Origin of the sequence: Pedobacter sp. Leaf194, assembly GCF_001423945.1 — a bacterium.
In the GTDB taxonomy this organism is placed as follows: Bacteria; Bacteroidota; Bacteroidia; order Sphingobacteriales; family Sphingobacteriaceae; genus Pedobacter.
In genome coordinates this window covers 15,113-41,626 of sequence record NZ_LMPU01000002.1, presented here as the reverse complement: position 1 = coordinate 41,626, position 26,514 = coordinate 15,113, and the positions used below count along the sequence as shown (strand labels likewise).

The window sequence follows — 26,514 nt, the reverse complement described above, 5'->3', positions numbered from 1 at the left end:
ATTAGATGAAGTTAGATATTTTAGTAATAGCAGTTCACCCGGATGATGCAGAACTCTGTTGTTCGGGAACAATTTTAAAGCATATAGCGTTAGGTAAAAAAGTTGGAATTGTCGATTTAACCAGAGGCGAATTAGGAACAAGGGGAACAGCAGAAACCCGCGATGAAGAAGCAGCAGATTCTGCAAAGATTTTAGGCTTGCATGCCCGGGAAAATTTGCGGTTCAGAGATGGCTTTTTTCAAAATGACGAGCATCACAGACTGGAAGTAATCAAGATAATCAGAAAATATCAGCCAGAAATTATCTTAAGTAATGCGCTGGAAGACCGGCATCCCGACCATGGAAGGGCTGGTGACCTCGTTTATGATTCAGTTTTTTTATCGGGCTTGCCGAAGATAGAAACTTCATTTAACGGGGAAATACAGGAAGCTCACCGCCCCCGTTTGCTGTTACAATTTATTCAAGACAGGTATTTAAAACCTGATATTATTGTTGATATCACCGAACATATGGATACCAAAATCAAATCTATTCAGGCTTTTAAAACTCAGTTTTTTAACCCCGAAGTTGATGGATTGGACACTTATATTTCTTCTCCCGAATTTTTTGAAACCGTTATCGGACGTTCAAGAGAATTTGGGAAAAGCATCGGCGCAACCTTTGGCGAAGGCTTTACATCCCGAAAGCTGCTTGGCGTTAATAATCTCTTTGATTTGAAGTAACTCCAGGTATCGCTTTAATACAGCTTTAAAACGCGGATTAAGCGCTGGTAATCTGTCAGGCTCATATAGCATTATTTTTTTTGTTGATGATGCTAGCCGGCTTATTTTTTCAATGCGCTTGATAATCTGCCGTCTATTGCGAAGGTTTTCTCGCAAAACTTAAACAGGTTGAAAATCCTGCTATTTAACGTCCCTTCAACAAAATCGCTGCTTGTTTGTTAGTTTTAAAACGACACTAATGGCGAATATAATCTCAAATCTAAAAAACGCGTATAATCTTTTTAAGCACATAGATTTCGAAAAGCTCGGATCACTGTCGAAAAAAATTGATCTGCCTAAAATGGTTGAAACCATTTCCAGTTTAGATGAAAAGCAACTGTCTGGAATGATGAAAATGATGGGCGGAGATAGGAAAACAAAGGAACTTCCTCCTGTTGAGGGGGATTTTTACCACCTTGGTGACGAGGCGCTTAAAGATGAAGACCGAGCATTACAACTTAGGGTTAGAGCTTTTTTAGAAAAGGAAGTGAAGCCCATCGTAAACGAGTACTGGAATAGGGCAGAGTTTCCTTTCGAAATTATACCAAAACTGGCAGAACTTAATATCTGTGGTTTAACCTATAAAGGCTATGGATGCCCGGGAAAATCCAATTTGATGGAAGGCATTTTGGCCATGGAAATGGCAAGAATAGATACATCGATTTCAACTTTTTTTGGCGTGCAAAGTGGTTTGGCTATGGGTTCAATTTACCTTTGTGGTTCAGAAGAACAGAAACAAAAATGGTTGCCATTAATGCAGCAATTTAAAATAATTGGTGCTTTTGGTTTAACAGAACCCGAGGTAGGCTCAGCTGCAGCTGGTGGCTTAACAACAACCTGTAAAAGGCAAGGCGATAAGTGGGTGTTAAACGGCCAAAAAAAGTGGATAGGCAATGCAACATTTGCCGATATTTTGGTTATTTGGGCTAGAGACGAAGATGACGACCAGGTAAAGGGATTCATCGTAAAAAAAGATAATCCAGGTTTCGCAGTCGAGAAGATGAAAGATAAAATGGCGCTTCGCATTGTGCAAAACGGTATAATTACTTTAACCAACTGCGAAATAGACGAAGCCGACAGGCTTCAGAATGCAAATTCATTTAAAGACACGGCCAAAGTTCTGCAAATGACCAGAGCCGGCGTAGCCTGGCAGGCTGTAGGTTGCGCAAGAGGTGCCTACGAGAATGCGCTGGAATACACCAGAACGCGAAAGCAGTTTGGTAAGCCAATCGCTTCATTTCAACTCATTCAAAACCATTTGGTGGAGATGCTCTCGAACCTCACAGCCATGCAAACTTTATGTTTCAGGCTATCTCAATTGCAGGATCAAGGTTTGCTTAAAGATGAACATGCATCGCTTGCAAAGGTTTTTTGCTCGCTGAGAACGCGTGATGTGGTTAGCAAAGCGAGAGAGGTGATGGGTGGAAATGGAATTTTGCTTGAGTATAATGTTGCCCGTTTTGTTGCCGATGCGGAAGCAATCTACTCGTACGAAGGAACAAAGGAAATAAATACGCTGATTGTTGGGCGGGCAATAACCGGATTTTCGGCTTTCGTTTAACGAAGAATACGAAGTCTGTCCATGAAATCGAACAGACCTCGCAAAGCTAGAAAGGGTACTTATTAAAAATTACCTGGCTCATTGCACTTTTTTCAAATAGTGCGATGCAGGATTTATTAAACGCGGGGTCAAAATTCACGTCGCCGGGTTGCAATTTTTCTGGCACCTTATTGCCAGCCAAAAAGTAATAAACTTTGGTATTGCCATATTTTGTGTGTGGCATTAAGTTGCCGTATTCTTCAAGCTCCTGCCAAATTGTGTCTTTTACCGTTACTATGTAAATTCGCTGAACGGGGCCGGTGTTATTGGCATTTCTGAATTTAGCGATCTCTTTAAAGCCCGCTTTCATGTCATCGATGCCGGGTTGGCTAAGCGTGTCCTTCACCATGAAAAACACCAATATAAGTGCTAGCGCAGCTATAACATAGGCAATTACTTTGTTATTCATGTTTACAATAAAGGCAATATTTTTTCCATTACCGTCAAGCCCTGGTCAATATGTTGTTTCTCGATACACAGCGCCGGCCTAAAACGGATTGTGCGATCACCGCAACCTAAAAACATTACATTGTTTGCTAAGCCCTCCTTAATAAACAAATTTCGGATCTCTTTATCGGGAAAATCGAAAGCGCACAGCAAACCCTTTCCACGAACATTACTTATCGAGTCAAATTTTTGCGCAAGTTTTTCAAGGTTTTGTTTAAGATAATTGCCAATGTTTGTCGCATTATCGCACAAATTGTCTTCCTCAACAATTTGCAAAATTTGAGTTGAACGAACCATATCTACAAGGTTTCCGCCCCAGGTGGAGTTTATCCTGCTTGGAACTTTAAAAACATTAGTTTCAATTTCATCCACTTTATTTCCCACTAAAATGCCACATACCTGCATTTTCTTTCCAAATGCAACGATGTCGGGTCTGGCTTTCTCGCTAAAATGCTGATGACACCAAAATTTCCCGGTTAAACCAACGCCGGTTTGTACCTCGTCGTAAATTAAAAAGGCATCATTTTCATCGGCGATTTCTCGCAGTGTAACGAGAAATTCTTCCCTTAAATGGTTGTCGCCACCTTCAGATTGAATTGGCTCAATAATGATTGCACATATGTCATCTTTAAAGTCGAGAAATGCCTGCTTAACCTGTGCTATCGACAATTCTTCAGACTGGATAGCATGATTTAAATTGCCGGCTTCTAAAGGAAATTTAACAATTGGGGTTGTTACCCGTGGCCAGTCGAACTTGGCGTACCACTTGGTTTTATCCGGCAAAGTGTTCGTTAAGCTCAATGTATAGCCGGTTCTCCCATGAAATGCTTTTTCAAAATGCAAAACCTTAAAGCCCTTTTCTTCAGTATAACCTTTAGCAAAGTTCTTTTGCACTTTCCAATCCATAGCTACCTTAATTGCATTCTCTACTGCTAAAGCGCCACCGGCGATAAAAAATGCATGGGGCAAATAATCGGGGATACCTACCCGGGAGAATGTTTCTACAAACTGGGCATATTGCTGTGTGTATACATCAGAATTAGAAGGATTCGCCATTGCAGCGAGCAGCAGGTTTTTTTTAAATTCCTCATCGTTAATCATCTTTGGATGGTTGTAGCCGAGGGGCACAGAAGCAAAACAGGTAAAGAAATCTAATAAAGTTCTGTTGTACTTTGAGTCGTAAATATAAGCACCATTACTTTTTTCCATATCGTAGGTTAGGTCGAACCCATCTGCTAGGATATGCTTATTTAATGATTCGTTAACCTGGTTGGCTGGCACTGTTAATTTATACATAAACGGAGATATTGGTGTATCTCAAATTTACAAAAATGTGTCTGAATAGCAATTTTAAGGGCTTTTTGAACCCCGGTACAAAAAATAGCTTTAAACAGTTTAAAGTTGGTTTATAGACAAAAAGCAGTTTCGGACTTAAGCATTGTGGAAAACTTTTTCGTTGAATTTAGCAAAGGATGGCTTTTTACGACTGACACGAGCTAATTTTTCTCGTACCATTTTGGAACAGGAATGTAATTATCCTCCCAGATTATCTGATCGTCATCGTCATTGTATCCTGCTGAAATAAAGTCGATTCTTGGAGCTTCTTCAGAAATTTCGCTTTTAAACTTATATGCGTCGACAGACAAATAGTGATATAGTTTTTCCTGTTCGCTTTTATTTTCTGCGAGTAAAATCAGCGCCTTCTCGCCAGTTTCCAAGGTAATAACCAATGTGCCCTTAACTTTCATAACTTCCGCTTTTTTATGAATACGTTTTTTTATGCCTAAAAGTTTTATTTTTAAGAATTGAATTTATCCTTCATTCCAAAAATACCCAGCAAGCCGCCAGTATGAATAGCTAAAATTCTTTCATCAGCAGAAATAGTACCTTTCTTTTGAAGATCTGTTATCGCAAAAAACATCTTCGAGGTATACACAGGGTCGATGAGCAAGCCCGTTTTGGAAATAAAATCTTTAATGAAAGTAATCAGCTCAGGCGTTGTTTTCGCATATCCACCAAAATGATAATCGTTGTGGAGTACTAAATTGGGGCAGTCTGCCGTGTACTTAGTTATTTCATCTCTAATAAAAAAGCCATTCTTTAGAACGGGAACAACGTGTACTTTTGTTTTGAGATTGTGTTTTTTTACCCCTTCTAAAAGGCCTGCTGCGGTTGTACCGGTTCCGGCAGCACAAAAGATATGGTCGTATTCACCGTCAAGTTCGTCTATTATTTCTGCACAACCTTTCACCGCTTCGGCAGATGCCCCACCTTCATCAATGAAAAAAGCATTCTCATCATTTAGAAAGCGGGTGTTGAACAAGGCAGCTTTGTTCCTGTAACTTTCCCTGCTAACAAAAATAAGTTCCATTCCATAGAGCGTACAAAGCAGCAACATGTCATTTTTAACTTCTTCGCCACGAACAAAGGCGGTAGCTTTTAAACCGCTTCTCGATGCAGCGGCCGCAGTTGCCACTAAATGATTGGAAAAAGCTCCTCCAAATGTTACCAAATGATTTTTATGCTCCGCTTTAGCTTTTTCCAGGATGTACTTCAGTTTTCTCCATTTGTTTCCGGAAATGTAAGGATCTATTAAATCATCCCGTTTAACATTTAAATCATTAAATGCCATTAATTTTATTTTATCTACAGGACTGTATATTTTTTCAAACACGTGTAAAAATAAAAAACACCTGCAATTTGCAGGTGTTTTTTTGTTACTTATTCAAATAATTAGTTATTTGAAATATATTTTCCTTACTAGATAAGGAAAAAAATTAAGAACGATCTTTACATTCTGAGTAAAATTTTTCATAGATAAAATGATTAGGTATGCATTAGTCAGCAAATAGCAAGCCAACTTTTTTCTGGTGGGGTAGATTATATTAAATTTAACTTATTTTTAATGATATGTTGATTTGAAATTTAAGCCATTAAAAATTCTCTGAGTTTGTTTTGCTAAAAGCGCAACACCTGTTATAAAGGTGGTTGATTTCGGTTTGTTTTGCTGTTAAGATTTTCATTTTGAGGGCGTTTTACTTTTTTTTGATTATTCAAAGATACGGTATCATTGTTAATTCCATGTTACCTAACCATCATTTTGTGCTTAAAGTATATATAAAGCTCACTTTCTTCTTAATCCTATGGCTAAAAAAAATCACGTTTCTATGAAAGTTTTACGGGCTTAGTAATTCATCCGAAGCGTGGTTCTTTGTCCTTATTATAAAATGAATCGAAAATCTTGGGTTTAAAAGATTATTTTTGCGGGATGGAAAAAGTGGTTGAATTGCAGGAATCGGAAGAGCAGGAATTATATGAACATTTAAAAATAATTGTTGATAAGGGGCAATCGCTTCTTCGAATTGATAAATTTTTGATGGTTCGTGTGGAAAATGCTTCACGAAACCGAATACAGAATGCAATTGATGCTGGAAATGTCCTGGTGAATCAGAAGCAAATTAAGGCCAGTTATAAAGTAAAACCTGCCGACGAGATTTCCATAGTCTTACCACATCCTCCCCGTGATACCGAAGTTTACCCGGAAGATTTGCCGCTTGATATTATTTATGAAGACAGCGATTTGCTTGTTGTAAACAAGGCAGCAGGAATGGTCGTGCATCCTGGTTTTAACAATTATACCGGCACACTTGTAAATGCACTGGCCTTTCATTTTGAGCAACTGCCTCAACTGCCGGGAAATGATGGAAGACCTGGTTTAGTGCACCGGATTGATAAAGACACGTCGGGTTTACTGCTTATCAGTAAAAATGAAAAATCTATAACGCATTTAGCGAGGCAGTTTTTCGATCACAGCATTACCAGAAAGTACATCGCTCTAGCTTGGGGCGATATTGAAAGCGATGGATCGGTGAGCGGATACATCGGAAGAAGTGTTAAAGATCGCCGTGTCATGGATATTTATGATGATGAAGAAAAAGGGAAGTGGTCTGTAACGCATTATAAAGTTTTGAAGCGCTTAGGCTACGTTACGCTTATTAGTTGCGAACTGGAAACCGGGAGAACACATCAAATCCGAGCACATATGCAACACATTGGCCATCCATTATTTAATGACGCGATGTATGGTGGCGATAAGATTTTGAAAGGAACTACGTTTAACAAGTACAAACAATTTGTGGATAACTGTTTTGAATTACTACCCAGACAAGCGTTGCATGCGCAAAGTTTGGGTTTCATTCATCCAAATACAAAAGAATACATGTACTTTGAATCGCCACTTCCTACCGATTTTAAGGCCGCATTAAATAAGTGGGAAAATTATATAGCTGCCTCTTAATTATGTCGCAACCTTACCTTTTATTTAATGATGAATTTCAATTAGTTGATACGCCTGTTTTAACCGCTTCAAACAGAGGTTTCAAATTTGGAGATGGACTGTTTGAGAGCATGCGCATGATTAAGGGAAAACTGCAATTTGCAGATTTACATGCCGACAGGCTTGTTGCGGGCATGAAAACCCTTAAAATGGAAGGACATGCTTTGATGGATGATTACTTCATCAGGCAGAAAACAGCAGACCTCGTTAAAAAAAACCGGTGGAGCGGGAATGTGCGTTTCCGACTTTCTGTTTACCGGCAGGGCGCCGGCGTGTACACACCAGAAATTAATAAAGCAGGTTATGTTTTGGAAGGCGTAACATTAAAAAGCGATGCTTACGAGTTAAACAATAAAGGTCTAATCATAGATGTTTTTGATGAATTAACTAAACCTGTTAACAAGCTTTCTAACTTCAAAACCTCGAATGCATTGTTGTATGTAATGGCCGGTATATTCAAAAGCCAAAATCGCTTAGATGAAGCTATAATTTTGAACCAGCACGGCTTTTTATGTGAAAGCATAAGCGCAAACGTTTTTGTTGTTTATGATAATAAAATTTACACACCCGCTTTAACCGAAGGTTGTGTTAGTGGCGTTATGCGCACAGCGATTATGCAGCTGGCTAAAATGAACGATTTAGATTTAATTGAAGCGCAGATTAATCCAGAAATTTTAAGGGAAGCCGAAGAGGTTTTTATTACAAACGCAACACAAGGCATTCAATGGGTAATGGGTTATGGCAGGAAACGATACTTTAATGAAGTTTCTAAATTTCTTATCGAAAAATTAAATGCGCTTTAGCTGATTGCAGTTACCAGTTTTAATTCTTCAAATTCCTAAATTCGCGGACTTAAGTGAATTACACAAGTAAGCTGCCAAGCAAAAAAATCCGTCCTCAACCGCCTGTTAGGTCAGCCTCATTCCTCTTAAAAAGTCTTCAATAAGCATTCTCTTTTTTCCTTCATATTGAATATCCAGAAGTTTAATGAAGCCGTCTTTGGTGGCAAACTTTAGAAATGTCTTTCCATCGGTCAAAAATCCGCCAGCAGCAATACCGGGTTCTTTATCTTCTATTTCTGCTTTGAAAATTTTCAATACCTTATCGTTTAATATTGTAAATGCAGTTGGGTAAGGACTTAAACCTCTGATAAGATTGTGTACTTGTTTAGCGGAATTATTCCAGTCTATTTTGCAATCCTCTTTAAATATTTTAGGCGCATGCTTTAACACATCGATTTGTGGCTGCGGTTGTTCTGTAAAATTGCCACCTTCAATTGCTTTTACTGTTTTAACTAACAGGTTTGCACCGATAATCATTAATTTATCGTGCAACTCTCCGGCAGTTTCATCATCCGCAATTGGCGTGCTGTCGCTCAAAATGATATCGCCGGTATCGATTTCGTGTGTTAGAAAAAAAGTAGTTACACCGCTTTCCTGTTCTCCGTTAATTATTGCATGATTTATTGGTGCGGCACCCCGATATTGCGGCAACAAGGAGCCGTGTAAATTGATAGTTCCTTTCGGTGGCATATTCCAAACCACTTCGGGCAACATTCTAAATGCTACCACAACTTGTAAATCAGCCTCATAAGATTTCAGCGTTTCGAGGAACTCCGGATTTTTAAGTTTCTCGGGTTGCAACACTGGAATTCCTTTTTCAACAGCATATTTTTTTACTGCACTTTCATTTAGTTTTTGGCCTCGTCCTGCTGGCTTATCAGGAGCAGTAATTACTGCTACAATATCGAATTCGGCTTTAACCAGGGCATCTAAAGAGGCTACCGCGAAATCAGGCGTGCCCATAAAAACTATTTTCATGAGAAAGGTGTTGTGTGTTTGTAAATAACGAGAAGCGTTAGATTAAGTTTTGCAAAATAACTAAAAAAAATCATCCTTAAAGGTAAAAATGGTACAAGGCAAAGATGTTGTAAAGGCTAGTGGATTGGTTTACGTAACTGATTCTATGCCTGGATTTTACAGAAAGGGTAAACCTGGCAAGTTTTACTACGAAGACAAAAATGGCCACAAAATTACCGATGAAAAACATCTTGACAGGATAAAATCATTAGTTATTCCTCCTGCCTGGCAAAATGTTTGGATTGCCAACAAGCCAAATGCATACCTGCAGGTAACCGGTACCGATGCGGCCGGAAGGAAACAGTACAAATATCATCCAAAATGGACAAGCAGACGTTCCGAAGATAAGTATTTTAGGTTGTACGAGTTTGGTAAGGCACTACCTGAAGCCAGAAAGAGGTTGATGAAGGATTTGAACCGAAAGGAGCTCGACGAACGCAAGGTTTTGGCCATATCGGTAGATGTACTGCAAAAAACATTAATTAGGGTTGGTAATGAGAGTTATAAGCAGCTTTATGGCTCTTTCGGACTTACAACCTTAAGAGATAAGCATGTAAAAATTAACGGCAGCAAAATTAATATCGATTTTATCGGCAAAAAAGGCGTGCGCCAAAACGTTGAGTTGAACGATAGAACATTGGCCAAACTGGTTAAAAAATGTCGCGATATTCCTGGTCAGGACTTGTTCCAATTTTACTCTAACGGGAAAGAACATCGGGGAATCGACTCCGGAAAAATCAATAACTATATTAAAGAAATTACGGGCAGCGATTTTACAGCTAAGGATTTTAGAACCTGGGGCGGCACCCTCGAGGCATTAAGGCAATTTTCGAAATGTAGTGCCGATGAAAATTTTAACCTCAACAGTAAAAAAACAGTTGTTAGTGTTCTAGATTGTGTGGCCAAAAAGTTAGGCAACACACGGGCCGTGTGCAAAAGTTCTTACGTATACCCTTTGTTGATTTCGGCCTACGAGAATAATGAACTCGAGAAATACATGAAGAAGATGAATAACAAAAAAGCCATCGGAAAACTTAGCCTCGAGCACGATGAGAAAGTGCTGTTATCTTTTTTAAAATCGACGGGAAGCAAATAAAAACATTTTATATTTGTTTCCCTTTATGCACATAAATTTTCAAGCTAAAAACGATTTATTTAATATTCTGATAGAAGAATCAGAGATGCCGATTGGCTTATATGTTGGTCGGGATATGATTATCTCTGTTGCGAATAAAGCCATGCTAAACGCCTGGGGTAAAGATGACTCCGTAAAAGGGATGGAGCTGGCAGCTGCATTGCCTGAATTAGAAGGTCAGCCTTTTATTCAGATTCTCAAAGACGTTTTCGAAACCGGAACCCCTTACGAAGCTAAAGAAGATAAAGTAGAACTAATGAACAATGGTGTTTTACAAACGTTCTATTTCGACTTTATTTATAAGCCACTAAAAGACGACAAAGGCAATGTTTGGGCAATTTTGAACAACGCAACCGATGTTACCGAACTTGTAAATGCGAAGCAACAAGTTAAGGAAAGCGAAGCACTTTTTCGCCAGATGATTTACGATGCGCCAGTGGCAATTGGTATTTTGCGGGGAACAGACCTCATTATTGAGGATGTAAATGATGAGCTGCTAAAGATTTGGGGTAAGAATAAAGACATAATTGGTTTAAAACTTATTGAAGGATTGCCAGAAATAATTAATCAGCCCTTTCCTAGGTTGTTAAAAGATGTTCTGGAGAGTGGGGTTGCTCATTACGGCTACGAAACCCTGGCAAGACTTGAACGTAACGGAGTTTTAGGAGATTACTATTTCAACTTTGTTTATGACCCAATACGTGATAAGAATGGAGCAGTAAGTGGTATAATGGTTGTAGCAAATGAAATTACTACACAGGTTATTTCCAAAAATGCCTTTAAAGAAAGTGAAGCAAGATTTCGAAATCTGGTGCTCGAAAACCCAATGCCTACTGCGCTATACGAAACGGAAAACATCGTCATTAAGATTGCTAATAATGAAATGTTAAAGCTGTGGGATAAAGATATTAGTATCATCGGAAAAACGATGGCTGAAGGCATTCCAGAACTTGTTGGTCAGCCATTTATTCCGCTTCTGCAAGAGGTATTCCGTTCTGGAATTGCCTACCATGCAGACCAGCAAGCGGCCAATTTAATGGTTAATGGAGAACTTAAAGAGCGATGGTTTAACTTTACCTACAAACCTCTTCGCGATGCTGAAGGCAGCGTTTACGCGATTTTACACGCAGCCATTGATGTTACCAAGCAGGTACAGTTACAAAAGCAAAAAGACGAATTTTTAGGCATAGCAAGTCACGAATTGAAAACGCCTGTTACCAGCATTAAAGCTTATGCCCAGGTGCTGGAAAGGATGATAAGGAGCGAGGGCGACGAAAAGAAGGCGAATATGGTGAAGCGTATGGATTTACAGTTGAACAGGCTAACAGGTTTAATTGGCGATTTGCTGGACGTGACCAAAATTCAATCTGGTAAAATGACTTTCAATCCCGTAAAATTTGAATTTGATTTTCTTGTACAGGATATTGTTGATGATGTACAGCATACCACTTCCCAGCACAAAATGAACGTTGAACTGGCTAGTAATGCTACAGTTTTTGCCGATAAGGAGCGGATTGGACAGGTGATTATCAACTTCTTATCTAACGCAATTAAATATTCTACAGATGCGAACGAGATTTTGGTAAGGAGTTATGTAAAAGAGGGCGAGGTTATTCTTAGCGTTCGAGATTATGGAATTGGTATATCTGAAGAACTACAGCATTTAGTGTTTGACCAGTTTTATCGCGTCAGCGGAAACTTGCAGCACACTTATCCTGGATTAGGATTAGGTTTATATATCTCTTCAGAAATTGTGAAAGGTGAACGCGGAAAGATATGGCTGGATAGCATTGAAAACGAAGGTTCTACTTTCTATTTTGCGCTAAAAGTTGATTACACCAATTAGTAAATCAGTGTAATCAAACTCGAGTTATTCTTTAGGCGCTTTTTTGATGGAGTGAACTGGCTGTTCCTCATTTTCTCTCCGCTCAGCCGGGTTTGGCGTTTTAACAGGTTTGTTTGGCGTACTGTCGTTAGGTTTTCTAACCGTTTTCTTATCAACAGGCGCTCTCCCCTTCGGTACTTCCTCTTCGTAGTTGCTTCCGGGTTTATCACTTTTAACTTTTGGTCCGCTCATAATATTGATGATTGAATTTAAACTAACAACTGCTTTAAAACTTACTTATTGCGAGTTATTCAGTTGTTTCAACATTAGAACAACTTACTGTTAAACATTGTTTGAATTCTGTTAGCGGTAAATCTTTTAGTTGTAAAGCAAATATTTTTTGCGCATGGTTTTATAGGCGGAAAGTCCCGGTTCCCAGCTTGCCCTGATTTCCTGCTCACTTTTGCCGGCAATTACCTGCTTTCTAAAATCTGCCACGCCAACCAGGCGCTCAATTGGCATGGTTTGGTTACTTAATGTCGAATTAAAGAAATCTTCTTTTCTCGGTGATGCCTTGTACAGGTCTATTAACCAGGTGATGTTGATTTTCTTTTCTTTCCTTAAAATGTTTGTGTCGTAGTTTCTCAAATCAATTCCATAACAAACCTGATCCTTAAAAATTGGTGTTTCTGCCATCCCTTTTATCCCGGTAGGTGTATATGAAAAGTTATAAATTCCTTTTAAATAAGGCGCACCAATTACGGTAAACGGAAATTGTGTACCACGACCATGATTCAGGTAAATTCCTTCGAACAGGCAGGTGCTTGGGTATAATAAAATGGATTGTTGTGTGTTTAAGTTTGGAGATGGTTTCACAGGAAGCGTGTATTCCATATCGTGATTGTAGTTGGCGTTTTTTATAATCGTAATCTTACATTTCACCTTGTCTCTTAGCCAGCCCTCGCCATTTAGCATTTGCGCATACTCCGCAATTGTTAGGCCATGCGCCATTGGAATAGGTTGGATGCCTATCCCTGATTTAAACTGAGGATCTAAAATAGGTCCATCAATCAAATACCCGTTTGGATTTGGCCGGTCTAAAATTAAAAGTTCTTTATTATTTGCTGCGCAAGCCTCCATAACATGTTGCAGGGTGTTTATGTATGTGTAAAAACGAACGCCCACATCTTGAATGTCAAAAATCATGATGTCGATATCAGCCAAGTCCTCTTTTGTCGGCGTACTGTGCTTTCCATAAAGAGAAACAGCTTTTATTCCGGTTTTTGCGTCTACAGCATCGTTAACAACAACACCTGCACTTGCGTCGCCCCGGAAACCATGCTCAGGACCAAATATTTTTTGAATTTTTACGCCGCGTTTTAATAAACTATCAACCGAAGTAGCGGCTCCAATTATTGAAGTTGGGTTTACCACCATGCCAACACGTTTTCCTTTTAATAAAGGCAAATACTTTTCAGTTTGTTCTGCGCCGGTTTTAATGGTTTGATTAGCCTTTATTGGATGCAAATTTACATGGTCGCCTTTAGTTGTAGCATGCGGGTTTTGCCCACAAGCAGAAAGCGCAATTAAACTGGCAAGCGCAAAGCTGATACTGGTTTTCATATTCGATAGGTTTAGTCATTTTTAATCAACAATAAAACAATTTAGCACTTTTTTGATTATTGTTGTAAGCGTAGTGAATTTTTTACCAACGCTTATTTATTTTCAAAAGTGCCATTTTTAAAAAGGATTTGAGCATTTTTGCCACAACAAATTTATCACCTTGAATTTCGAATATTTTATAGCCGGGCGAATCGCCATAAAATCAGAACGAACCTTTTCCAAGCTCATCGTTCGTATCGCAATAGCAGGCGTTATGCTGAGTTTGGCGGTAATGATCCTCTCGATAGCGATAATTAAAGGGTTTAAAACTGAAATTCAGGATAAAGTTCGCGGGTTTTTGGGTGATATTCAAATTACGCGGTACGACTTAAACAGTTCCTTTGAAAATTCACCTTTCGTGTTGGATAAGAAAACCCGCAAGCAACTGGAAAGCAATCCAAATACACAATATTTCTATCCTTATGCTACAAAACCTGCAATTATTTCTGCTAATGATGAGATAGAAGGAATAAACTTTAAAGGTGTTGATAGCACTTACAATTGGGAATATATCAAGCAACATATCATCAGCGGAACGATAATAGATTTTTCTGATAGCACCGCTGCAATGCAGGAGTTACTGGTTTCTAATTACACAGCAAACCGGCTGAAACTTGAAACAGGCGATGATTTTATCATGTATTTCGTTCAGAATCAACTTCGTCCACGCAAATTTAAAATTGTAGGGATTTATGATATTGGCGTTGAAGACATTGATAAAGGCTTTGTTTTAGGAAACCTGAACATCGTAAAGCGCTTAAACAACTGGAAACCTGAAGAAATTGGCGGCATAGAAATCAGAATTAAAGACTTTAATAAACTTAAACCGGTTGCCGATCATGTTTTTGAAGAGTTGCCGCAAAGTTTACGCTCTTATTCCATCAAAGAAAACTTTCCAAACATTTTTACCTGGCTGGGTTTGCTCGATGTAAATACAAATGTGTTGCTGATTTTGATGCTTATCGTTGGAGTTATTAATATGATTACGGCTTTGCTGATAATGATTTTGGAGCGAACAAACATGATAGGAATGTTGAAATCTTTTGGCGCCAGCAACTGGAGCATTATGAAAATCTTTCTTTACAATGCGGCTTACTTAATTGGAATCGGATTATTGCTTGGAAATATTTTAGGCGTTGGTTTAGGCCTGATTCAGCAGTCTACCCATATTTTTAAATTAGATCAATCTTCATATTTTCTTGCCTACGCCCCAATAGAGCTTCATTTTATCGACGTACTGGGCTTAAACGTTATAACGGTTGTTGTTTGCCTTACGGTGCTAATTATTCCGTCATTGCTAATAAGTAAGGTTTCTCCATTAAAAGCAATTCGATTTAAATAGGCTTAACCTTTAGTAATTTCCAACGTAACAACCTTCGGGAGATCTGGTTTCGCTTCGTCGGTTTGCGATACTTGTTTTAGTTTTACCCAATATTTAGCGTTACCGGTAGTAAAGGTAATGTTATCAGTTGATCCGATTTCGGTACAATTGCCAATACAAAGGCTAAAATTTTGTATGTTAAAATCAGTTTGAACCTTAAGCGAAACCACTGCATTGCCTTCACGCACACAAATTGCCTCTTTAGGGCAGCGACTATCGACTATGTTTGTAATTGTAAAGGTAGAGGAGCCAATTTGCTTTTTGCTTTCGCCAATAAACGCGACAGTCTGATTGAGCGATTCGCCCTTTTTCTTACACCCGGAGCTGAGTATAAGCAGCGTGATGAAGCAAAAGTAAAAAACTTTCATTAATTATTTTTCTTGATAAGATTGTATTGATAAATTGTGGTGAGGCAGTTCTGAGCAGGGTCTTTGCAAAGTGAAATGGTTTTTTTCAATATCAAACTATCTCCTTTTATTTGATAGCTGTAGTTTCCGTTTAAAATCCTGTTCCAGTCGAAATCTGCGGTGTAAATATTTGCATCAGAGAAAACCAGCAAATTGTTTTCCAATTTAAAATTTCCTGAACCGCTGGTTGGCTTATCACCTGCCTTTACAATAAAATTGCCGCTGTTGAAACTAATCTCGGTAGGGCTGTTGGGTATCAATTGATAGGTTGAGGGCCTTACAATGAGTTCGCCGATGTAAGTTCCCTGAAGGGGTAAATTTTTATCAGCAGACTTTTTACAACCAAAAAATAGTACGGTTAAAATGGCTAAAGCCGCCAGATGTTTCTTCATTCTCTAAAATTTACACTAAAACGTTCAGCGAGGTGAAAACGCTACAATTAAAGCAAAATCCAATCGTTATTCCCCTGAACGGCATCAATAATTTCGGTTCTGGGCTCAAGGTTTAAGTATGGATAGCTGACTTTTGATAGGTATAAGCCTGTTGGGTGCGCAGGCAAAGATAGCTTTGATGCTTTTAGATTTATGAGCTCACTTTCAAATTCATCCACGCTTAATTCGCCTTTGCCTACCATCAAAATTTTCCCCATTGTAATGCGAATCATTTTACCCAGAAACCGGTTGCTCGCAATATGGAACCGAAACCTGTCGCCCTTTGGGTTTACAAATAATTTTGCCTCCATTACATTGCAAATGGTGTGTTCATACTTATCCGGATGGGTGCAAAAGGCTCTGTAATCTTTATATTTTGGCAGAAGCGCTACCACAGCTTTCATTTTTTCAAAGTCGAGGTTTTTCAATTGATAAAAAGAGCTCTGGTTACTTAAAAACGGGTCTTTATAGGTGTGAATAAAGTAATCATATTTCCGTTGAACGGCATCAAAACGGGCATGGGGTTTTCCCTCCATTTTAGTAATATTAAAAACCGCAATGTTATATGGGAGTGCCTTATTTAATATGTAAAGAAGGTCGAACTCAAACGCCTGTTCTATATCTGCGTGAAAGAAAAACTGACTGGCATGTACGTGTGCATCGGTTCGGCCGCAACCAATAATCGGGATTGGCGTTTTCAAAATCTTGAAAAGTGTTTGTTCTATAACCTCCTGAACGCTTTTAACGCCTGGCTGTTTTTGCCAGCCACTAAAATGTTGCCCCTGATACGCAATGTGAAAGAAATACCTCATTTTTCGAGTGCAATTTTACACAAATTTTAGCTGAGGAAATATTAAATCCTAATTTTGCTTAATAAATCATAAAATGAATCCTAAAAACTGTCCTTGCGGTACCGGGTTGCTCTATAAAGATTGTTGCGAGCCTTATCATTTAAAAGTGAAAACCGCAGCAACAGCTGAAGCTTTAATGCGTTCGAGATATTCGGCATTTGTTGTAGCACACGGAGATTATTTATTTGAAACCACACATTTAAGCAAGCGAAAACGAAACTCAAAGGCCGACTACCAGAAGAGCGCAAAAGGTATCAAGTGGCTTAAACTGGAAATTGTTTCTGCAGAGTTTGACAAAGTAGAGTTTAAAGCATTTTACTTAAACAACAAATTCGGAACAGAGGTGCTGCACGAAAAATCAAATTTTAAATTCGAAAACAACAAATGGTATTACGTCGATGGCCAGTTTTACCCTTGAAAATAACTATTTCGAAAACTCAGATTAATGCAACTGAGCCAGGCTTTAAAAGTCTTAAAGTCGAGGTTTACCCGCTGATTTACTAAAAAAATTCAGTTAATTATCTATTTCCAGGGTGAGTTCAATTTTGCCTAAATTGGTTTTGTATACATCTAAAGACACCAGGTCTAGCCCATAAATGTCGAACTGATTTTGTTCTGAAGCAGAGAATGATAAAAATCTTTCCCTGATTTCAATTAAAACCAGTTTTCGTGAAAAACCAATCGAGGAGAATAAATGAAATGATGTTGGCTCTGCCAGAGGATAGTCTACAGCAACTGTAATCTCGTGTTCCGGAATCACAATTTCATCGGCATCAATCAAATTTAATATTTCCTCATTAGCCCTTCCAATATTCACCCATGGAATAACGCCACCGTCAACGGTTTGGGTTGCGATAACATTAAAGGTAACAATACTTATCAGGTTTTTTGGGCCTGCATTATCATTTGTTGCTGCATTCATATCAGAGTTTCTTTGCCTCATTCCAGTAAATATCCATTTCCGCAAGGGTCATGTCTGCCAGGGCTTTACCATTTTCTTTGGCTTTATTTTCGAGATATTGAAAACGTTTGATGAACTTTTTATTCGTTTTCTCCAGTGCATTTTCCGGATTTATGTTGATGAACCTGGCGTAATTAATTAAGGAAAAAAGAACATCGCCAAATTCAGACTCCGCTTTTTCTACATCAATTGCGGTATTGTCTGTAACGTTAAATTCTGCTTTAAACTCTTGCAGTTCTTCTTCAACTTTCTCCCAAACCTGATTTTTATCTTCCCAGTCAAAACCAACTCCTCGGGCCTTTTCCTGTATGCGGGAGGCTTTTACCAAGGCTGGCAGCGAACCGGGAACGCCTGCAAGCACCGATTTATTCCCTTCTTTAAGTTTAATTTGCTCCCAGTTTCTCTTTACATCTTCTTCGTTTTGTACCTCAACATCACCGTAAATATGTGGATGACGGTTTACCAGCTTATCGCAAACGCCATTTAATACATCAACAATATCGAAATGGTTGGTTTCTGAAGCAATTTTGGAGTAGAAAACCAAATGCATCATTACATCGCCTAATTCCTTTTTTATCTCATTCAAATCGCCTTCCAAAATTGCATCGCTGAGTTCGTAAGTTTCCTCAATGGTAAGGTGACGCAATGTTTCCATGGTCTGCTTTTTATCCCAGGGGCACTGAGTACGCAGCGTATCCAAAACGGTAAGCAAACGGGTAAATGCATCGGCAGGATTGTGCGCAACGGCAGGAATCGGATTATTCGGCATGTTGTAAAATTTATCGAACGCTAAAATACCAAACCCAGGCGATTAAGAAAAATTGAAATGGTATTCTGAACCACAAATATTTTATTCCAGGACCAGGTTTATATAAATCTTCGTAATTAATTTGATGTTTCGCAGCATAAATATTTGCTGGCAGAATTGCTAGAAAGAACAAAATTAACGCAATACCAGCATAAAACCGGGTTTCTTCTATACATAAGCAAATGCCTAGGAGTATTTCGAGAACACCTGTGAGCACGACGATTTCTACTTTTTTTGGTATGAAAAGCGGAATCATAGCAGCCATTGATGTTCTAAACTTGAAATGGCCAATTGCAGTAAATAATAACATTACAGCCATGGCAATATTTCCTGCGAAGATACTGCCTTTATCAAATGCGGTATGATTACCAAAGCCGAGCAAGGCAACGTAAACGAGAAGTAAAACAAAAAGGGGTTTCATCTACCGAATCTACAATGATTTTCTGAATTTGTTTTATGCATTTGAATCTGCCCGGCGAATTTCCGACAAGTCTTTTGCCTGCCTTCTGTGTTTTAGAGATTCGCATCGAGTCACTAATTTTTAAGCAATTCAGATTAATTGCAATTTTATTTTTAAAGGCTCCCTGCAGTTGCGTTTTCTGGCGGAGAGGCTACTTTATCAAATTAAATGCAATTAAGATTGTAGCTACAAAAAGAACCACCAAACCTGATAGAAACACGAAGTCGGCAACTTGTTCGAGCTTTTTACTTTCCTGGCGTTCTCTGCGCATGGAGATAAAAGATAGGATGCAACTCGTCATAAAAAACATCACTGCCGCTACCGCAAATTCATCAATTAAAGAACCATCGGTTAGGTTTAGTTTTCTCAGTGAGGTTAGTACGATAAAACAAATCCCTAATAAATTGGCTGATGTGCTTAGAATATGTGGCGATCTGTTTTCGGGCATCGTTAATCTTTTTCCTCTAATTTAATCTTTTTTGTAATGCGGTAAACACGTTTCTTTTTATCGGGCTTATGCTCTTCACCCATCAAAATTCCCCATGGTTTAAGCGTGTCTACCCGGTCGAAAATAATTTTTAACATAGCCAGATAAGGTATGCATAGGAACATGCCCGAAATACCCCAAATCATTTCGCCCACCACTATTCCTATAAAAGCAAATAAAGCGTTGATCTTAACTTTTGAACCCACAACTAAAGGCATGAGCACATTACCATCAATGGCGTGTACACCAACAAACGCTACTAAAACCAATAAAACTTTACCCGCTCCGGCTGTTGCAAATGTAATTAGACAGCTAACCAGCAATGCGAAAAATATGCCCAGATAAGGAACGACATTAAAAATCCCTGCCACTAAACCCAACAGAACTGCATATTTAACACCTAGCAAACTTAAAATCGCTATCATTAAAACGGTAACGATTAGCATTTGCAAAAATAAGCCGATAATGTATTTTTTAATGATGTATTGAATCTGACTGACAATTTCAGTTACTTTCTCTTTATGTTCCGCTGCAAAAACAGATGTTAAAAAGGTGAATAAAATTCTTCGGTAGTTTAAGATGAAGAAAGTAAATAATAGCGTGAAACCAAGGAACAGCAGGGTAGAGGATAGCGTTGCTAACGTAGTAGCCACAATTGCGGCGCTTGTAGCCAGGGCTTTTTCAGTGCTGTCGTTTAAATATGCCAGTTGTTTCTGCGAATCTACATGGAAGGTTTTGGATATCCAGTTTTGCAATTCATGGTAAGAAACATTTGCTTTTTCTTTTAAAAGCGGCCAATCTTTCCACAAATCACTGAGTTGATTTCCAAAGAAATATATAATTCCACCAATTACGGCAATCATCAAGATAACGGAAACTATGGTTGATAAGCTGCGTTTGAATTTAAAGCGTTGTTCTAAAAAGTTTCCAACGGGAAGCAGCAAAATCGCCATTAAGAAAGAAAAAAGCAGCGGTGCCAGCAACGAATGGCCGAGAATGGCGATGTATGTTAAACTAATTAAACAGAAAAGAACGAGGGCGAGTTTTGGTAGAAAAGATAGTTTTTCTTTCATAATGTTTTAAAATCCTGTTTAATACAAAATGCCCGACTAATTGTTTCATTACTCGGGCATTTAAATATAGCAGAATATTTGCTAATCGCTACTCGCTTTATCTAATAGTGAAATATCTTCAGCCGATAAACTTAAATTTGCGGCTTGGGTAAATGATTTCAATTGATTTAAATCGGTTACACTTGCAATTGGCGCAGTAATAGATGGATGTTGAATAAGCCAGCCGAGCGCAACCGCGGCTGGTTCGACGCTATGTTTATCAGCAACTTTATCTAAGGCATCTAAAATTCTGAACCCTCTTTCATTCAGGAATTTTGTAATACCGCCACCTCTTTTACTTTTGTCTAAGTCGTTTTCGCTGCGGTATTTTCCTGTTAAGAAACCACTCGCAAGCGAATAATAAGTCACCACGCCTAGTCCGTGCTCCACACAGATTTTTTCGTGTTCCTGTTCAAACTCCTGTCTGCCGTACAAATTATAACCTGGTTGATAAACTTCGTATCGGGGCAAATTATTCTTGGCAGAAAATGCCAGTGATTCTTTCAGCCGCCCGGCAGAAAAGTTCGATGCGCCAATCCAACGTACTTTACCCGCTTTAATTAAGCTTTCGTATGCGGTTAGCGTTTCCTCAACAGGAGTTGTTTCATCATCGAAATGTGAAAAATAAAGATCGATGTAATCCGTTTGCAATCGGGAGAGTGAATGCTCAACTTGGTTTATGATGTAATCTTTCCTGAGCGATTTTCCACTGCCCATATCCGAACCAACTTTTGTTGCAATAATAACCTCTTGCCGCTTGTTGTTCTTTTTCAGCCAGTTACCGATTATGGTTTCCGATTCGCCGCCATTATTTCCTGGTACCCAACGGGAGTATACATCAGCAGTATCTATAAAATTGAAACCGCTGTCTATAAACTGGTCTAAAATTTCAAATGATTTGTTTTCATCGATAGTCCAACCGAAAACGTTTCCTCCGAATACAATGGGCGCTATATTTAAATCTGTTTTTCCTAACGTTCTTTTTTCCATAACATAAAGTTTGATTTTAAATTAACACATGAAGCATGTTGTGGTTTGAACCGGAGGTCGGAATTGTGTCAGAATTGGTAAGCAGGCCGTGTTAAAAATACCTCTTTTGGCTTGTGACAGGTTTAGTATTTTGCTTAAGCAACGTAACTAATCAGTAACTTTAATAATTCCAATTCCTTTTAAAGCCCGCAACATTTCGCGTTTGCCTGGTGCGCCGGGGAGTTTCTGTATCGTAAAGCCACATGCTTTTACCGCCCGTTTTAGCTTCCCTGTTATTGCATAGGTTACAAAGGTTCCGCCGGGTTTTAAGAAACTGCATGCTTTGGCAATGATTTCATCGCTCCACATCTCGGGTTGGTGCTGCACCGAAAACGCATCGTAATAAATTACATCGAACCGTTTTTCTGTGTTGAATTGTGCCAGCGTAGTGTGCGCAATTTCAAGTGTGCAAAGCGAAGTTAGTGATTGTTCAGACTTCAAACTCTCCTCATAATTTGATAGAAAATTTGTCCATATTTCTGCCGGAACATATGCGGAATAGCCCGTTTGGTTAAGCACTTCAGTTGTTAAGGGAAAAGCTTCAATACTGGTATAATTTAGTTTAATGTTATTATCTGTGGAATACTCAAAACTCAAAATGAAGTTTAACCCCGTTCCGAAACCCACTTCTAAGATCGATATCTCCGACTTTCCTTCAGCCGTAAACTCTAGCCCGGCTTCGATAAAAACATGCTTACTTTCTTGCAGTGCACCGTGCTTGCTATGATAATGTTCGCCGATCGTTTCATTGTAGAGCGTATTCGAACCGTCTGCGGTTTGGGTTATAATATTCATAGTCAGTTTGTTGGAGTTATAATGTCTTTATGGTGAAATTGCAAATATAGCATCAAGCTAAGTTTGTGCGGTGTTAAAACACGGATTTTATAAACTCTTTTCGATTTAAGCTTTTATCTTTGGAGTTTCAGCTTAATATGGATATTGAATCTTTCAGAGAATATTGCTTAAGTCTGCCGGGTACAACCGAAGGAATGAAGTGGGAACATCTTTGTTTCATGATTGAAGAGAAAATCTTCGTTATTGTTGCAATTGATGAAGGCAATAGTTTTTCAATTAAATGTAATCCTGACGACTTTGACGGCCTTACCGCAAGAGCAGGCATTGCTCAGGCTTTTCATATGGCAAAACGCCAATGGATTCAAATTGCAAACCTCAATGTTTTAAACCACAACGAACTCAAAACCCGCGTTGCCGATTCAAGAGCACTGGTTTTGGCAAAGCTACCTAAGAAAACACAAGCCAGGTACCTTTAAAATTTGCGCCAAACCTTACTGTTTGCTATTGTCTTTTTTGATGCCTTTATCTGCATTTATTTCTTTCGATTTCATAATGTTGAAACGGTACATCTCTTCAATGCCAACAAGCTTTCGGCTGCATTTATCTATATCGGTTCCTTCTTCCCATAAATAAGGGCGAAAGCTGTATGTTTTTGTGCCATCTAAATTTCCGATAAATTGGTCCCAGCTGTTCCAGCGCAAGCCTTTGTAAAATTTAGATAAGTCGCTATCGAAACAGAAGACAAGAAATTCGCCATAGCCGGCGCCTAGTGGTTGCCAGGTTAAACTGTTGGGCTCCAGATAGTAAACGTTTTTAATGTCTTTTCCTAAACCGCCATAATTAATCGCAAAAAAACCACCAACGGCATCATCAGCAATCAACAGGTACGGTATTTTGTCGCCATACTCTTTTATCGTTTTACCTTTATTCCACTCTGCGATGTTTCTATTTAAGCGTTCACTTCCTGAACCTAAAATCCTGATCCAGCCATTGTCTACCATGATTCCTCCGGTATTAAAAATAACCGAGCCCAAAGTGGCATAAGTAGAAACCTGTGCGTTGTGTAGTGTTTCCCTGGCTTTGGCCGAATCAACAGGCAAAACTTCAACTTTATTTTTTGCAGAATCAATCCACTTTTTAACAAGTGGCCAGGCCGGGTCCGTTTTGTTAATTAATGCATCCAAACTAATCAGGTTATCTTGTGCTAAAACAATTCCTGAATTCAGCATTAAAGCAACAACAAATACTATTTTAGATAAGACTTTCATTTTTATGCTTAAGTTTTTTCAAAGATATGATGATAATCAGGATTTTCTGAACGAACTCCGTTTTAAATTAGCTGTGCAAGTTTATGGAAAGCTTATTTTATCCAATGCGCCCTTTTAATGTACATTATCCAAACTAACTAAATACCACAAAATAAAACGTCCCGAATAAATCGGGACGTTCGCATTATAGGTTTGATATTCCTCTCCGGGATGAAAATCTTGATGGAGTTGCTAAGCGTCTATCCGATGAGCATAAGCTTGGAAATATTCGCTAGCGTGAAATTACCACATTCTAATTCTATCTTCTGGTTTTTTGTATAGTTTATCTCCAGGTTTAACATCGAAAGCGGTGTACCATGCATCCATATTAATAGGCGCACCAATTGTACGGTACGGACCTGGAGAATGTGGATCGGTTTTAATTAGCTGCGCAGCACTTTCAGGTAAAATGTTGCCTCTCCAAACTTGTGCCCAGGCCAAAAAGAAACGCTGATCTGGTGTAAAACCGTCAATTTTCTCTGTGCTTTTTCCTTGCTTGGTCATTTTAAAAGCAGTATAAGCTGCGTTTAAACCACCCAAATCGCCAATGTTTTCGCCCATTGTTAGTTTACCAATTACATGTACGGTATCCAAAACCGTATAAGCATCGAATTGCTCGCCTAAAGCTTTGGTTTTTGCATCGAACTTTGCTTTATCTTCTGCAGTCCACCAGTTTTTTAGGTTTCCTTCTGCATCATACTGGCTACCACTATCATCAAATCCGTGGCTCATTTCGTGGCCAATAACTGCACCGATACCGCCATAGTTAACTGCATCGTCAGCATTCGGGTCGAAGAAAGGGAACTGTAAAATCCCGGCAGGGAAAACAATTTCGTTTAAAGTTGGTGAGTAATAAGCGTTAACAGTTGGTGGTGTCATGCCGAAACGAGTACGATCTACCGGTTTACCCAATTGGCCAACTGATTCATTATAGCCCCAAATGCTTGCATTACGCAGGTTTTGGAAGTATGTATCTTTATTTATCGCTAAACCATCGTAATTTTTCCATTTGTCAGGATAACCAACTTTTGGCGTAAAGGCATTTAGTTTTGCCAAAGCTTTTTGTTTGGTTTCAGCACTCATCCATTCCAAACCATTAATTCTGATTTCGAAAGCTTTACGTAAATTCACAATCATCTGGTTCATGCGGGCTTTAGCTTCTGGCTTAAAATATTTTGCCACATAAAGCTGACCCAATAATTCGCCAATAGTGCCATCAGTTAATGATGACATGCGTTGCCAGCGTGGTGTTTGAACTTTTTGGCCTGTTTGTGCCTGCGTGAAAGCAAAACTCGCTTTTACGAATGGAGAACTCAAGCTTGACGCAGAACTTTTAATTAAGTTCCACTCTAAATAAGTTTTCCAGTCCGCTACCGGAACCGATTTTAGCATCCCATCTAAGCTAGCCATGAATTTTGGTGATGAGACTAGAACAGTATCCTGACCTTTAATTTTAAATTTAGGCAAGTAGGTTGCCCAGTTAATATCCGGCGTTTTTTTATTTAATTCGGCCACCGTAAGCTTATTGTAAGTAGCATAAGGGTCACGCATCTCTAAACGGCTCATTTGTGCCTCAGCGAATTGCTTTTCAATTTTAAAAACCGTTTCTGCTTTTTGCTTTGCTGCTTCGGGCGTACTTCCAGTTAATGTAAAAAGCGTGGTCATGTACGTATTGTAAGCCTCGCGGATTTTCACACTACGCGTATCGTCTTTCAGGTAATAGTCGCGATCTGGCAAAGTTGTGCCGCCCTGACTAATATTTACCATGTATTTGTTCACGTTTTTACGATCCTGGCCAACGCCTATTCCAAACATACCGCCGCCTAAACCATTGGTACGCATGTAAGCAACCTGGTCTAAAACGCCCTGAACATCTTTAATTTGCTGAATTTTTGCCAAATCGGCTTTGATAGGCGTGTAACCTAGCTTTTCGATGGTTGCGCTATCCATTGCTGCAGTGTAAAAATCGCCAACGCGACGTTTTATAGAACCTGCGGGAGCAGATTTATCAGCAGCAGCGTCTTCAACCAAAGATTTTACAGCGTTGATATTAAAATCGCGAAGCTCGTTAAATGAGCCCCAACGCGTTTCTTTAGCAGGAACAGGATTGTTTTTTACCCATGCACCACTCGCATAGGTATAGAAATCATCGCCAGGCTTAACGGATAAATCCATGTTCGCAGGGTCGATAAATTTTTTAGTGGTTTGTGCGTTAGCAGAAAAGCCAGCAGCGACTATACCGAGTGCTGCAAAATATCTTTTCAAATTTTGGTATTTCATTCGCTTATTAAGTTAGTTTAACAGCGAAATTTATAAAATACTAAGCAATATTGAAACAATATACCAAGAATATTACTTGTTAAACCAGTAGTAAATTTTTGTCAAGCCAAACCTTCTCAGGAATTCGGCAGGCGAAAAGTGGAATTTAAGGGATTTCATGACTTTAATTCTTTTATACACTATTAACATTTTTTAACATAATTTATTGTGCGCTTATAAAAATTTTCGCTATTAAGAATGAATCAGAATAAACTTATAAATTTGAGTTATTGCATGCGTAGCGTTACAGGATTTCCTGAAAGCAGTTAAAATTTAAATTGGATATCGCCCTGCTGGCATTGAGGACATTTGAAAACCGTGTTGCAGGCGGTAGAAATAATTCGGGGCGTAAAATATTTCGTATCTAAACCTAACACATCAGCCTCGATTGCTGAACAAATTTTTTGCCCCGTGATGGTTTAATGTTGATAATGCTACAGCCCGGGCCACTTAAACACGACAAAGCGAAAAACCCGGAGGCCATTTTTTCTTTGGCCGAGGATTTGCAGCGATGGCGGGAACAAAGCGTCCGAAACGAACT

Annotated in this window: 28 protein-coding genes; 9 read left to right on the top strand and 19 right to left on the bottom strand. The window is 38.9% G+C overall.

Translation table 11 applies throughout. From position 1 onward, the window contains the following. Nucleotides 1-5 precede the first annotated feature (5 nt). Together bshB1 and ASG14_RS06735 are read left to right on the top strand one after the other, a co-directional pair. Complete coding sequence (bshB1, locus tag ASG14_RS06740) at nucleotides 6-722, top strand: bacillithiol biosynthesis deacetylase BshB1 (RefSeq protein ID WP_056870312.1); 717 nt, start codon at nucleotides 6-8, stop codon at nucleotides 720-722. 238 nt (nucleotides 723-960) lie between these two features. Continuing rightward, nucleotides 961-2,322: an acyl-CoA dehydrogenase family protein gene (locus ASG14_RS06735; protein ID WP_056870311.1), complete on the top strand. Its 1,362-nt coding sequence runs from the start codon at nucleotides 961-963 to the stop codon at nucleotides 2,320-2,322. Nucleotides 2,323-2,368: 46 nt separating this feature from the next. Here ASG14_RS06735 and ASG14_RS06730 read toward each other — a convergent pair whose 3' ends face one another. The 4 genes from ASG14_RS06730 to ASG14_RS06715 form a co-directional block, all read right to left on the bottom strand. Then, complete coding sequence (locus ASG14_RS06730; protein ID WP_056870310.1) at nucleotides 2,369-2,770, bottom strand: hypothetical protein; 402 nt, start codon at nucleotides 2,768-2,770, stop codon at nucleotides 2,369-2,371. 2 nt (nucleotides 2,771-2,772) lie between these two features. After that, entirely contained in the window at nucleotides 2,773-4,104 is a 1,332-nt protein-coding gene (gene lat / locus ASG14_RS06725; RefSeq protein WP_056870309.1) for an L-lysine 6-transaminase, read from the bottom strand. Between the two features lie 200 nt (nucleotides 4,105-4,304). Then, nucleotides 4,305-4,556, bottom strand: coding sequence for a hypothetical protein (locus ASG14_RS06720; protein WP_056870308.1), 252 nt, complete (start codon nucleotides 4,554-4,556; stop codon nucleotides 4,305-4,307). Nucleotides 4,557-4,606: 50 nt separating this feature from the next. After that, nucleotides 4,607-5,440 carry a 1-aminocyclopropane-1-carboxylate deaminase/D-cysteine desulfhydrase gene (locus tag ASG14_RS06715; RefSeq protein ID WP_056870307.1) on the bottom strand — a complete coding sequence of 278 codons (834 nt, stop codon included), beginning with the start codon at nucleotides 5,438-5,440 and terminating at the stop codon, nucleotides 4,607-4,609. Between the two features lie 636 nt (nucleotides 5,441-6,076). Between ASG14_RS06715 and ASG14_RS06710 the strand changes: the two genes are divergently transcribed. Next, nucleotides 6,077-7,105, top strand: a complete 1,029-nt coding sequence (locus tag ASG14_RS06710; RefSeq protein ID WP_056870306.1) for an RluA family pseudouridine synthase — start codon at nucleotides 6,077-6,079, stop codon at nucleotides 7,103-7,105. Nucleotides 7,106-7,107: 2 nt separating this feature from the next. Beyond that, nucleotides 7,108-7,947 (top strand): aminotransferase class IV, encoded by an 840-nt coding sequence (locus ASG14_RS06705; protein ID WP_056870305.1) that lies wholly within the window; start codon nucleotides 7,108-7,110, stop codon nucleotides 7,945-7,947. Nucleotides 7,948-8,052: 105 nt separating this feature from the next. Here ASG14_RS06705 and fmt read toward each other — a convergent pair whose 3' ends face one another. Beyond that, nucleotides 8,053-8,964, bottom strand: a complete 912-nt coding sequence (gene fmt / locus ASG14_RS06700; RefSeq protein WP_056870304.1) for a methionyl-tRNA formyltransferase — start codon at nucleotides 8,962-8,964, stop codon at nucleotides 8,053-8,055. 88 nt (nucleotides 8,965-9,052) lie between these two features. Here fmt and ASG14_RS06695 point away from each other — a divergent pair, with 88 nt between their 5' ends. Then, complete coding sequence (locus ASG14_RS06695) at nucleotides 9,053-10,099, top strand: DNA topoisomerase IB (RefSeq protein ID WP_056870303.1); 1,047 nt, start codon at nucleotides 9,053-9,055, stop codon at nucleotides 10,097-10,099. Nucleotides 10,100-10,124: 25 nt separating this feature from the next. Beyond that, entirely contained in the window at nucleotides 10,125-11,984 is a 1,860-nt protein-coding gene (locus tag ASG14_RS06690) for a PAS domain-containing sensor histidine kinase (RefSeq protein WP_056870302.1), read from the top strand. 24 nt (nucleotides 11,985-12,008) lie between these two features. Here the strand turns inward: ASG14_RS06690 and ASG14_RS06685 are convergent, their stop codons facing one another. Next, nucleotides 12,009-12,215, bottom strand: a complete 207-nt coding sequence (locus ASG14_RS06685) for a hypothetical protein (RefSeq protein ID WP_056870301.1) — start codon at nucleotides 12,213-12,215, stop codon at nucleotides 12,009-12,011. Nucleotides 12,216-12,341: 126 nt separating this feature from the next. Continuing rightward, the gene (locus tag ASG14_RS06680) at nucleotides 12,342-13,586 is read right to left on the bottom strand and encodes an exo-beta-N-acetylmuramidase NamZ domain-containing protein (RefSeq protein WP_056870300.1); all 1,245 of its coding nucleotides are present in this window, start codon (nucleotides 13,584-13,586) and stop codon (nucleotides 12,342-12,344) included. 160 nt (nucleotides 13,587-13,746) lie between these two features. On the opposite strand from ASG14_RS06680, the gene ASG14_RS06675 reads away from it, so the two are divergent. Further along, nucleotides 13,747-14,967, top strand: a complete 1,221-nt coding sequence (locus ASG14_RS06675) for an FtsX-like permease family protein (protein WP_056870299.1) — start codon at nucleotides 13,747-13,749, stop codon at nucleotides 14,965-14,967. A gap of 2 nt (nucleotides 14,968-14,969) precedes the next feature. Here ASG14_RS06675 and ASG14_RS06670 read toward each other — a convergent pair whose 3' ends face one another. Genes ASG14_RS06670 through ASG14_RS06660 form a run of 3 tightly spaced genes read right to left on the bottom strand, consistent with a single transcriptional unit; the run spans nucleotide 14,970 to nucleotide 16,656 of the window. After that, on the bottom strand, nucleotides 14,970-15,374 hold the full coding sequence (locus tag ASG14_RS06670) for a hypothetical protein (protein ID WP_056870298.1): 405 nt from the start codon (nucleotides 15,372-15,374) through the stop codon (nucleotides 14,970-14,972). Beyond that, nucleotides 15,374-15,805 carry a hypothetical protein gene (locus tag ASG14_RS06665; protein ID WP_056870297.1) on the bottom strand — a complete coding sequence of 144 codons (432 nt, stop codon included), beginning with the start codon at nucleotides 15,803-15,805 and terminating at the stop codon, nucleotides 15,374-15,376. The genes ASG14_RS06670 and ASG14_RS06665 overlap by 1 nt, the downstream gene beginning before the upstream one ends. A 47-nt stretch (nucleotides 15,806-15,852) precedes the next feature. Then, a complete protein-coding gene (locus ASG14_RS06660) occupies nucleotides 15,853-16,656 on the bottom strand; it encodes a tRNA pseudouridine(38-40) synthase TruA (protein ID WP_056870296.1) in 804 nt (267 codons plus the stop codon). A gap of 73 nt (nucleotides 16,657-16,729) precedes the next feature. On the opposite strand from ASG14_RS06660, the gene ASG14_RS06655 reads away from it, so the two are divergent. Continuing rightward, nucleotides 16,730-17,113, top strand: coding sequence for a YchJ family protein (locus ASG14_RS06655; protein WP_056870295.1), 384 nt, complete (start codon nucleotides 16,730-16,732; stop codon nucleotides 17,111-17,113). A gap of 96 nt (nucleotides 17,114-17,209) precedes the next feature. Here the strand turns inward: ASG14_RS06655 and ASG14_RS06650 are convergent, their stop codons facing one another. From ASG14_RS06650 to mnmD, 7 genes are all read right to left on the bottom strand, one after another. Beyond that, nucleotides 17,210-17,638 carry a hypothetical protein gene (locus ASG14_RS06650; protein ID WP_157274857.1) on the bottom strand — a complete coding sequence of 143 codons (429 nt, stop codon included), beginning with the start codon at nucleotides 17,636-17,638 and terminating at the stop codon, nucleotides 17,210-17,212. After that, nucleotides 17,619-18,425, bottom strand: coding sequence for a nucleoside triphosphate pyrophosphohydrolase (gene mazG, locus ASG14_RS06645; protein ID WP_056870293.1), 807 nt, complete (start codon nucleotides 18,423-18,425; stop codon nucleotides 17,619-17,621). Before mazG ends, ASG14_RS06650 begins: the two co-directional genes overlap by 20 nt. Before the next feature lie 10 nt (nucleotides 18,426-18,435). Next, nucleotides 18,436-18,885, bottom strand: coding sequence for a hypothetical protein (locus ASG14_RS06640; protein WP_056870292.1), 450 nt, complete (start codon nucleotides 18,883-18,885; stop codon nucleotides 18,436-18,438). A 190-nt stretch (nucleotides 18,886-19,075) separates the two neighbouring features. After that, a complete protein-coding gene (locus ASG14_RS20010; RefSeq protein ID WP_082491430.1) occupies nucleotides 19,076-19,372 on the bottom strand; it encodes a hypothetical protein in 297 nt (98 codons plus the stop codon). A 2-nt stretch (nucleotides 19,373-19,374) separates the two neighbouring features. Then, the gene (locus ASG14_RS06630) at nucleotides 19,375-20,484 is read right to left on the bottom strand and encodes an AI-2E family transporter (RefSeq protein ID WP_056870290.1); all 1,110 of its coding nucleotides are present in this window, start codon (nucleotides 20,482-20,484) and stop codon (nucleotides 19,375-19,377) included. Between the two features lie 81 nt (nucleotides 20,485-20,565). Continuing rightward, entirely contained in the window at nucleotides 20,566-21,513 is a 948-nt protein-coding gene (locus ASG14_RS06625; protein WP_056870289.1) for an aldo/keto reductase, read from the bottom strand. A 147-nt stretch (nucleotides 21,514-21,660) separates the two neighbouring features. Next, the gene (gene mnmD / locus ASG14_RS06620) at nucleotides 21,661-22,347 is read right to left on the bottom strand and encodes a tRNA (5-methylaminomethyl-2-thiouridine)(34)-methyltransferase MnmD (protein ID WP_056870288.1); all 687 of its coding nucleotides are present in this window, start codon (nucleotides 22,345-22,347) and stop codon (nucleotides 21,661-21,663) included. Between the two features lie 137 nt (nucleotides 22,348-22,484). On the opposite strand from mnmD, the gene ASG14_RS06615 reads away from it, so the two are divergent. Continuing rightward, nucleotides 22,485-22,823 carry an MmcQ/YjbR family DNA-binding protein gene (locus ASG14_RS06615; RefSeq protein WP_056870287.1) on the top strand — a complete coding sequence of 113 codons (339 nt, stop codon included), beginning with the start codon at nucleotides 22,485-22,487 and terminating at the stop codon, nucleotides 22,821-22,823. A gap of 15 nt (nucleotides 22,824-22,838) precedes the next feature. Here ASG14_RS06615 and ASG14_RS06610 read toward each other — a convergent pair whose 3' ends face one another. Both ASG14_RS06610 and ASG14_RS06605 read right to left on the bottom strand, forming a co-directional pair. Continuing rightward, nucleotides 22,839-23,615: a DUF2625 family protein gene (locus ASG14_RS06610; RefSeq protein ID WP_200940328.1), complete on the bottom strand. Its 777-nt coding sequence runs from the start codon at nucleotides 23,613-23,615 to the stop codon at nucleotides 22,839-22,841. Nucleotides 23,616-23,897: 282 nt separating this feature from the next. Further along, nucleotides 23,898-25,934: a M13 family metallopeptidase gene (locus ASG14_RS06605; RefSeq protein WP_056870286.1), complete on the bottom strand. Its 2,037-nt coding sequence runs from the start codon at nucleotides 25,932-25,934 to the stop codon at nucleotides 23,898-23,900. Nucleotides 25,935-26,514: the final 580 nt, after the last annotated feature.

Coding starts and splice junctions, on each gene's coding strand:
- mazG (WP_056870293.1), bottom strand. CDS start 18,425: ATGCCGAATAATCCGATTCCTGCCGTTGCGCACAATCCTGCCGATGCA.
- ASG14_RS06735 (WP_056870311.1), top strand. CDS start 961: ATGGCGAATATAATCTCAAATCTAAAAAACGCGTATAATCTTTTTAAG.
- ASG14_RS06610 (WP_200940328.1), bottom strand. CDS start 23,615: ATGAAAGTCTTATCTAAAATAGTATTTGTTGTTGCTTTAATGCTGAAT.
- ASG14_RS06705 (WP_056870305.1), top strand. CDS start 7,108: ATGTCGCAACCTTACCTTTTATTTAATGATGAATTTCAATTAGTTGAT.
- ASG14_RS06660 (WP_056870296.1), bottom strand. CDS start 16,656: ATGAGGTATTTCTTTCACATTGCGTATCAGGGGCAACATTTTAGTGGC.
- bshB1 (WP_056870312.1), top strand. CDS start 6: ATGAAGTTAGATATTTTAGTAATAGCAGTTCACCCGGATGATGCAGAA.
- ASG14_RS06695 (WP_056870303.1), top strand. CDS start 9,053: ATGGTACAAGGCAAAGATGTTGTAAAGGCTAGTGGATTGGTTTACGTA.
- ASG14_RS06730 (WP_056870310.1), bottom strand. CDS start 2,770: ATGAATAACAAAGTAATTGCCTATGTTATAGCTGCGCTAGCACTTATA.
- ASG14_RS20010 (WP_082491430.1), bottom strand. CDS start 19,372: ATGCCCGAAAACAGATCGCCACATATTCTAAGCACATCAGCCAATTTA.
- ASG14_RS06625 (WP_056870289.1), bottom strand. CDS start 21,513: ATGGAAAAAAGAACGTTAGGAAAAACAGATTTAAATATAGCGCCCATT.
- ASG14_RS06640 (WP_056870292.1), bottom strand. CDS start 18,885: ATGAAACCCCTTTTTGTTTTACTTCTCGTTTACGTTGCCTTGCTCGGC.
- ASG14_RS06715 (WP_056870307.1), bottom strand. CDS start 5,440: ATGGCATTTAATGATTTAAATGTTAAACGGGATGATTTAATAGATCCT.
- ASG14_RS06630 (WP_056870290.1), bottom strand. CDS start 20,484: ATGAAAGAAAAACTATCTTTTCTACCAAAACTCGCCCTCGTTCTTTTC.
- ASG14_RS06720 (WP_056870308.1), bottom strand. CDS start 4,556: ATGAAAGTTAAGGGCACATTGGTTATTACCTTGGAAACTGGCGAGAAG.
- ASG14_RS06650 (WP_157274857.1), bottom strand. CDS start 17,638: ATGAGGCAAAGAAACTCTGATATGAATGCAGCAACAAATGATAATGCA.
- ASG14_RS06615 (WP_056870287.1), top strand. CDS start 22,485: ATGGATATTGAATCTTTCAGAGAATATTGCTTAAGTCTGCCGGGTACA.
- ASG14_RS06685 (WP_056870301.1), bottom strand. CDS start 12,215: ATGAGCGGACCAAAAGTTAAAAGTGATAAACCCGGAAGCAACTACGAA.
- ASG14_RS06690 (WP_056870302.1), top strand. CDS start 10,125: ATGCACATAAATTTTCAAGCTAAAAACGATTTATTTAATATTCTGATA.
- mnmD (WP_056870288.1), bottom strand. CDS start 22,347: ATGAATATTATAACCCAAACCGCAGACGGTTCGAATACGCTCTACAAT.
- fmt (WP_056870304.1), bottom strand. CDS start 8,964: ATGAAAATAGTTTTTATGGGCACGCCTGATTTCGCGGTAGCCTCTTTA.
- ASG14_RS06655 (WP_056870295.1), top strand. CDS start 16,730: ATGAATCCTAAAAACTGTCCTTGCGGTACCGGGTTGCTCTATAAAGAT.
- ASG14_RS06605 (WP_056870286.1), bottom strand. CDS start 25,934: ATGAAATACCAAAATTTGAAAAGATATTTTGCAGCACTCGGTATAGTC.
- lat (WP_056870309.1), bottom strand. CDS start 4,104: ATGTATAAATTAACAGTGCCAGCCAACCAGGTTAACGAATCATTAAAT.
- ASG14_RS06710 (WP_056870306.1), top strand. CDS start 6,077: ATGGAAAAAGTGGTTGAATTGCAGGAATCGGAAGAGCAGGAATTATAT.
- ASG14_RS06680 (WP_056870300.1), bottom strand. CDS start 13,586: ATGAAAACCAGTATCAGCTTTGCGCTTGCCAGTTTAATTGCGCTTTCT.
- ASG14_RS06670 (WP_056870298.1), bottom strand. CDS start 15,374: ATGAAAGTTTTTTACTTTTGCTTCATCACGCTGCTTATACTCAGCTCC.
- ASG14_RS06665 (WP_056870297.1), bottom strand. CDS start 15,805: ATGAAGAAACATCTGGCGGCTTTAGCCATTTTAACCGTACTATTTTTT.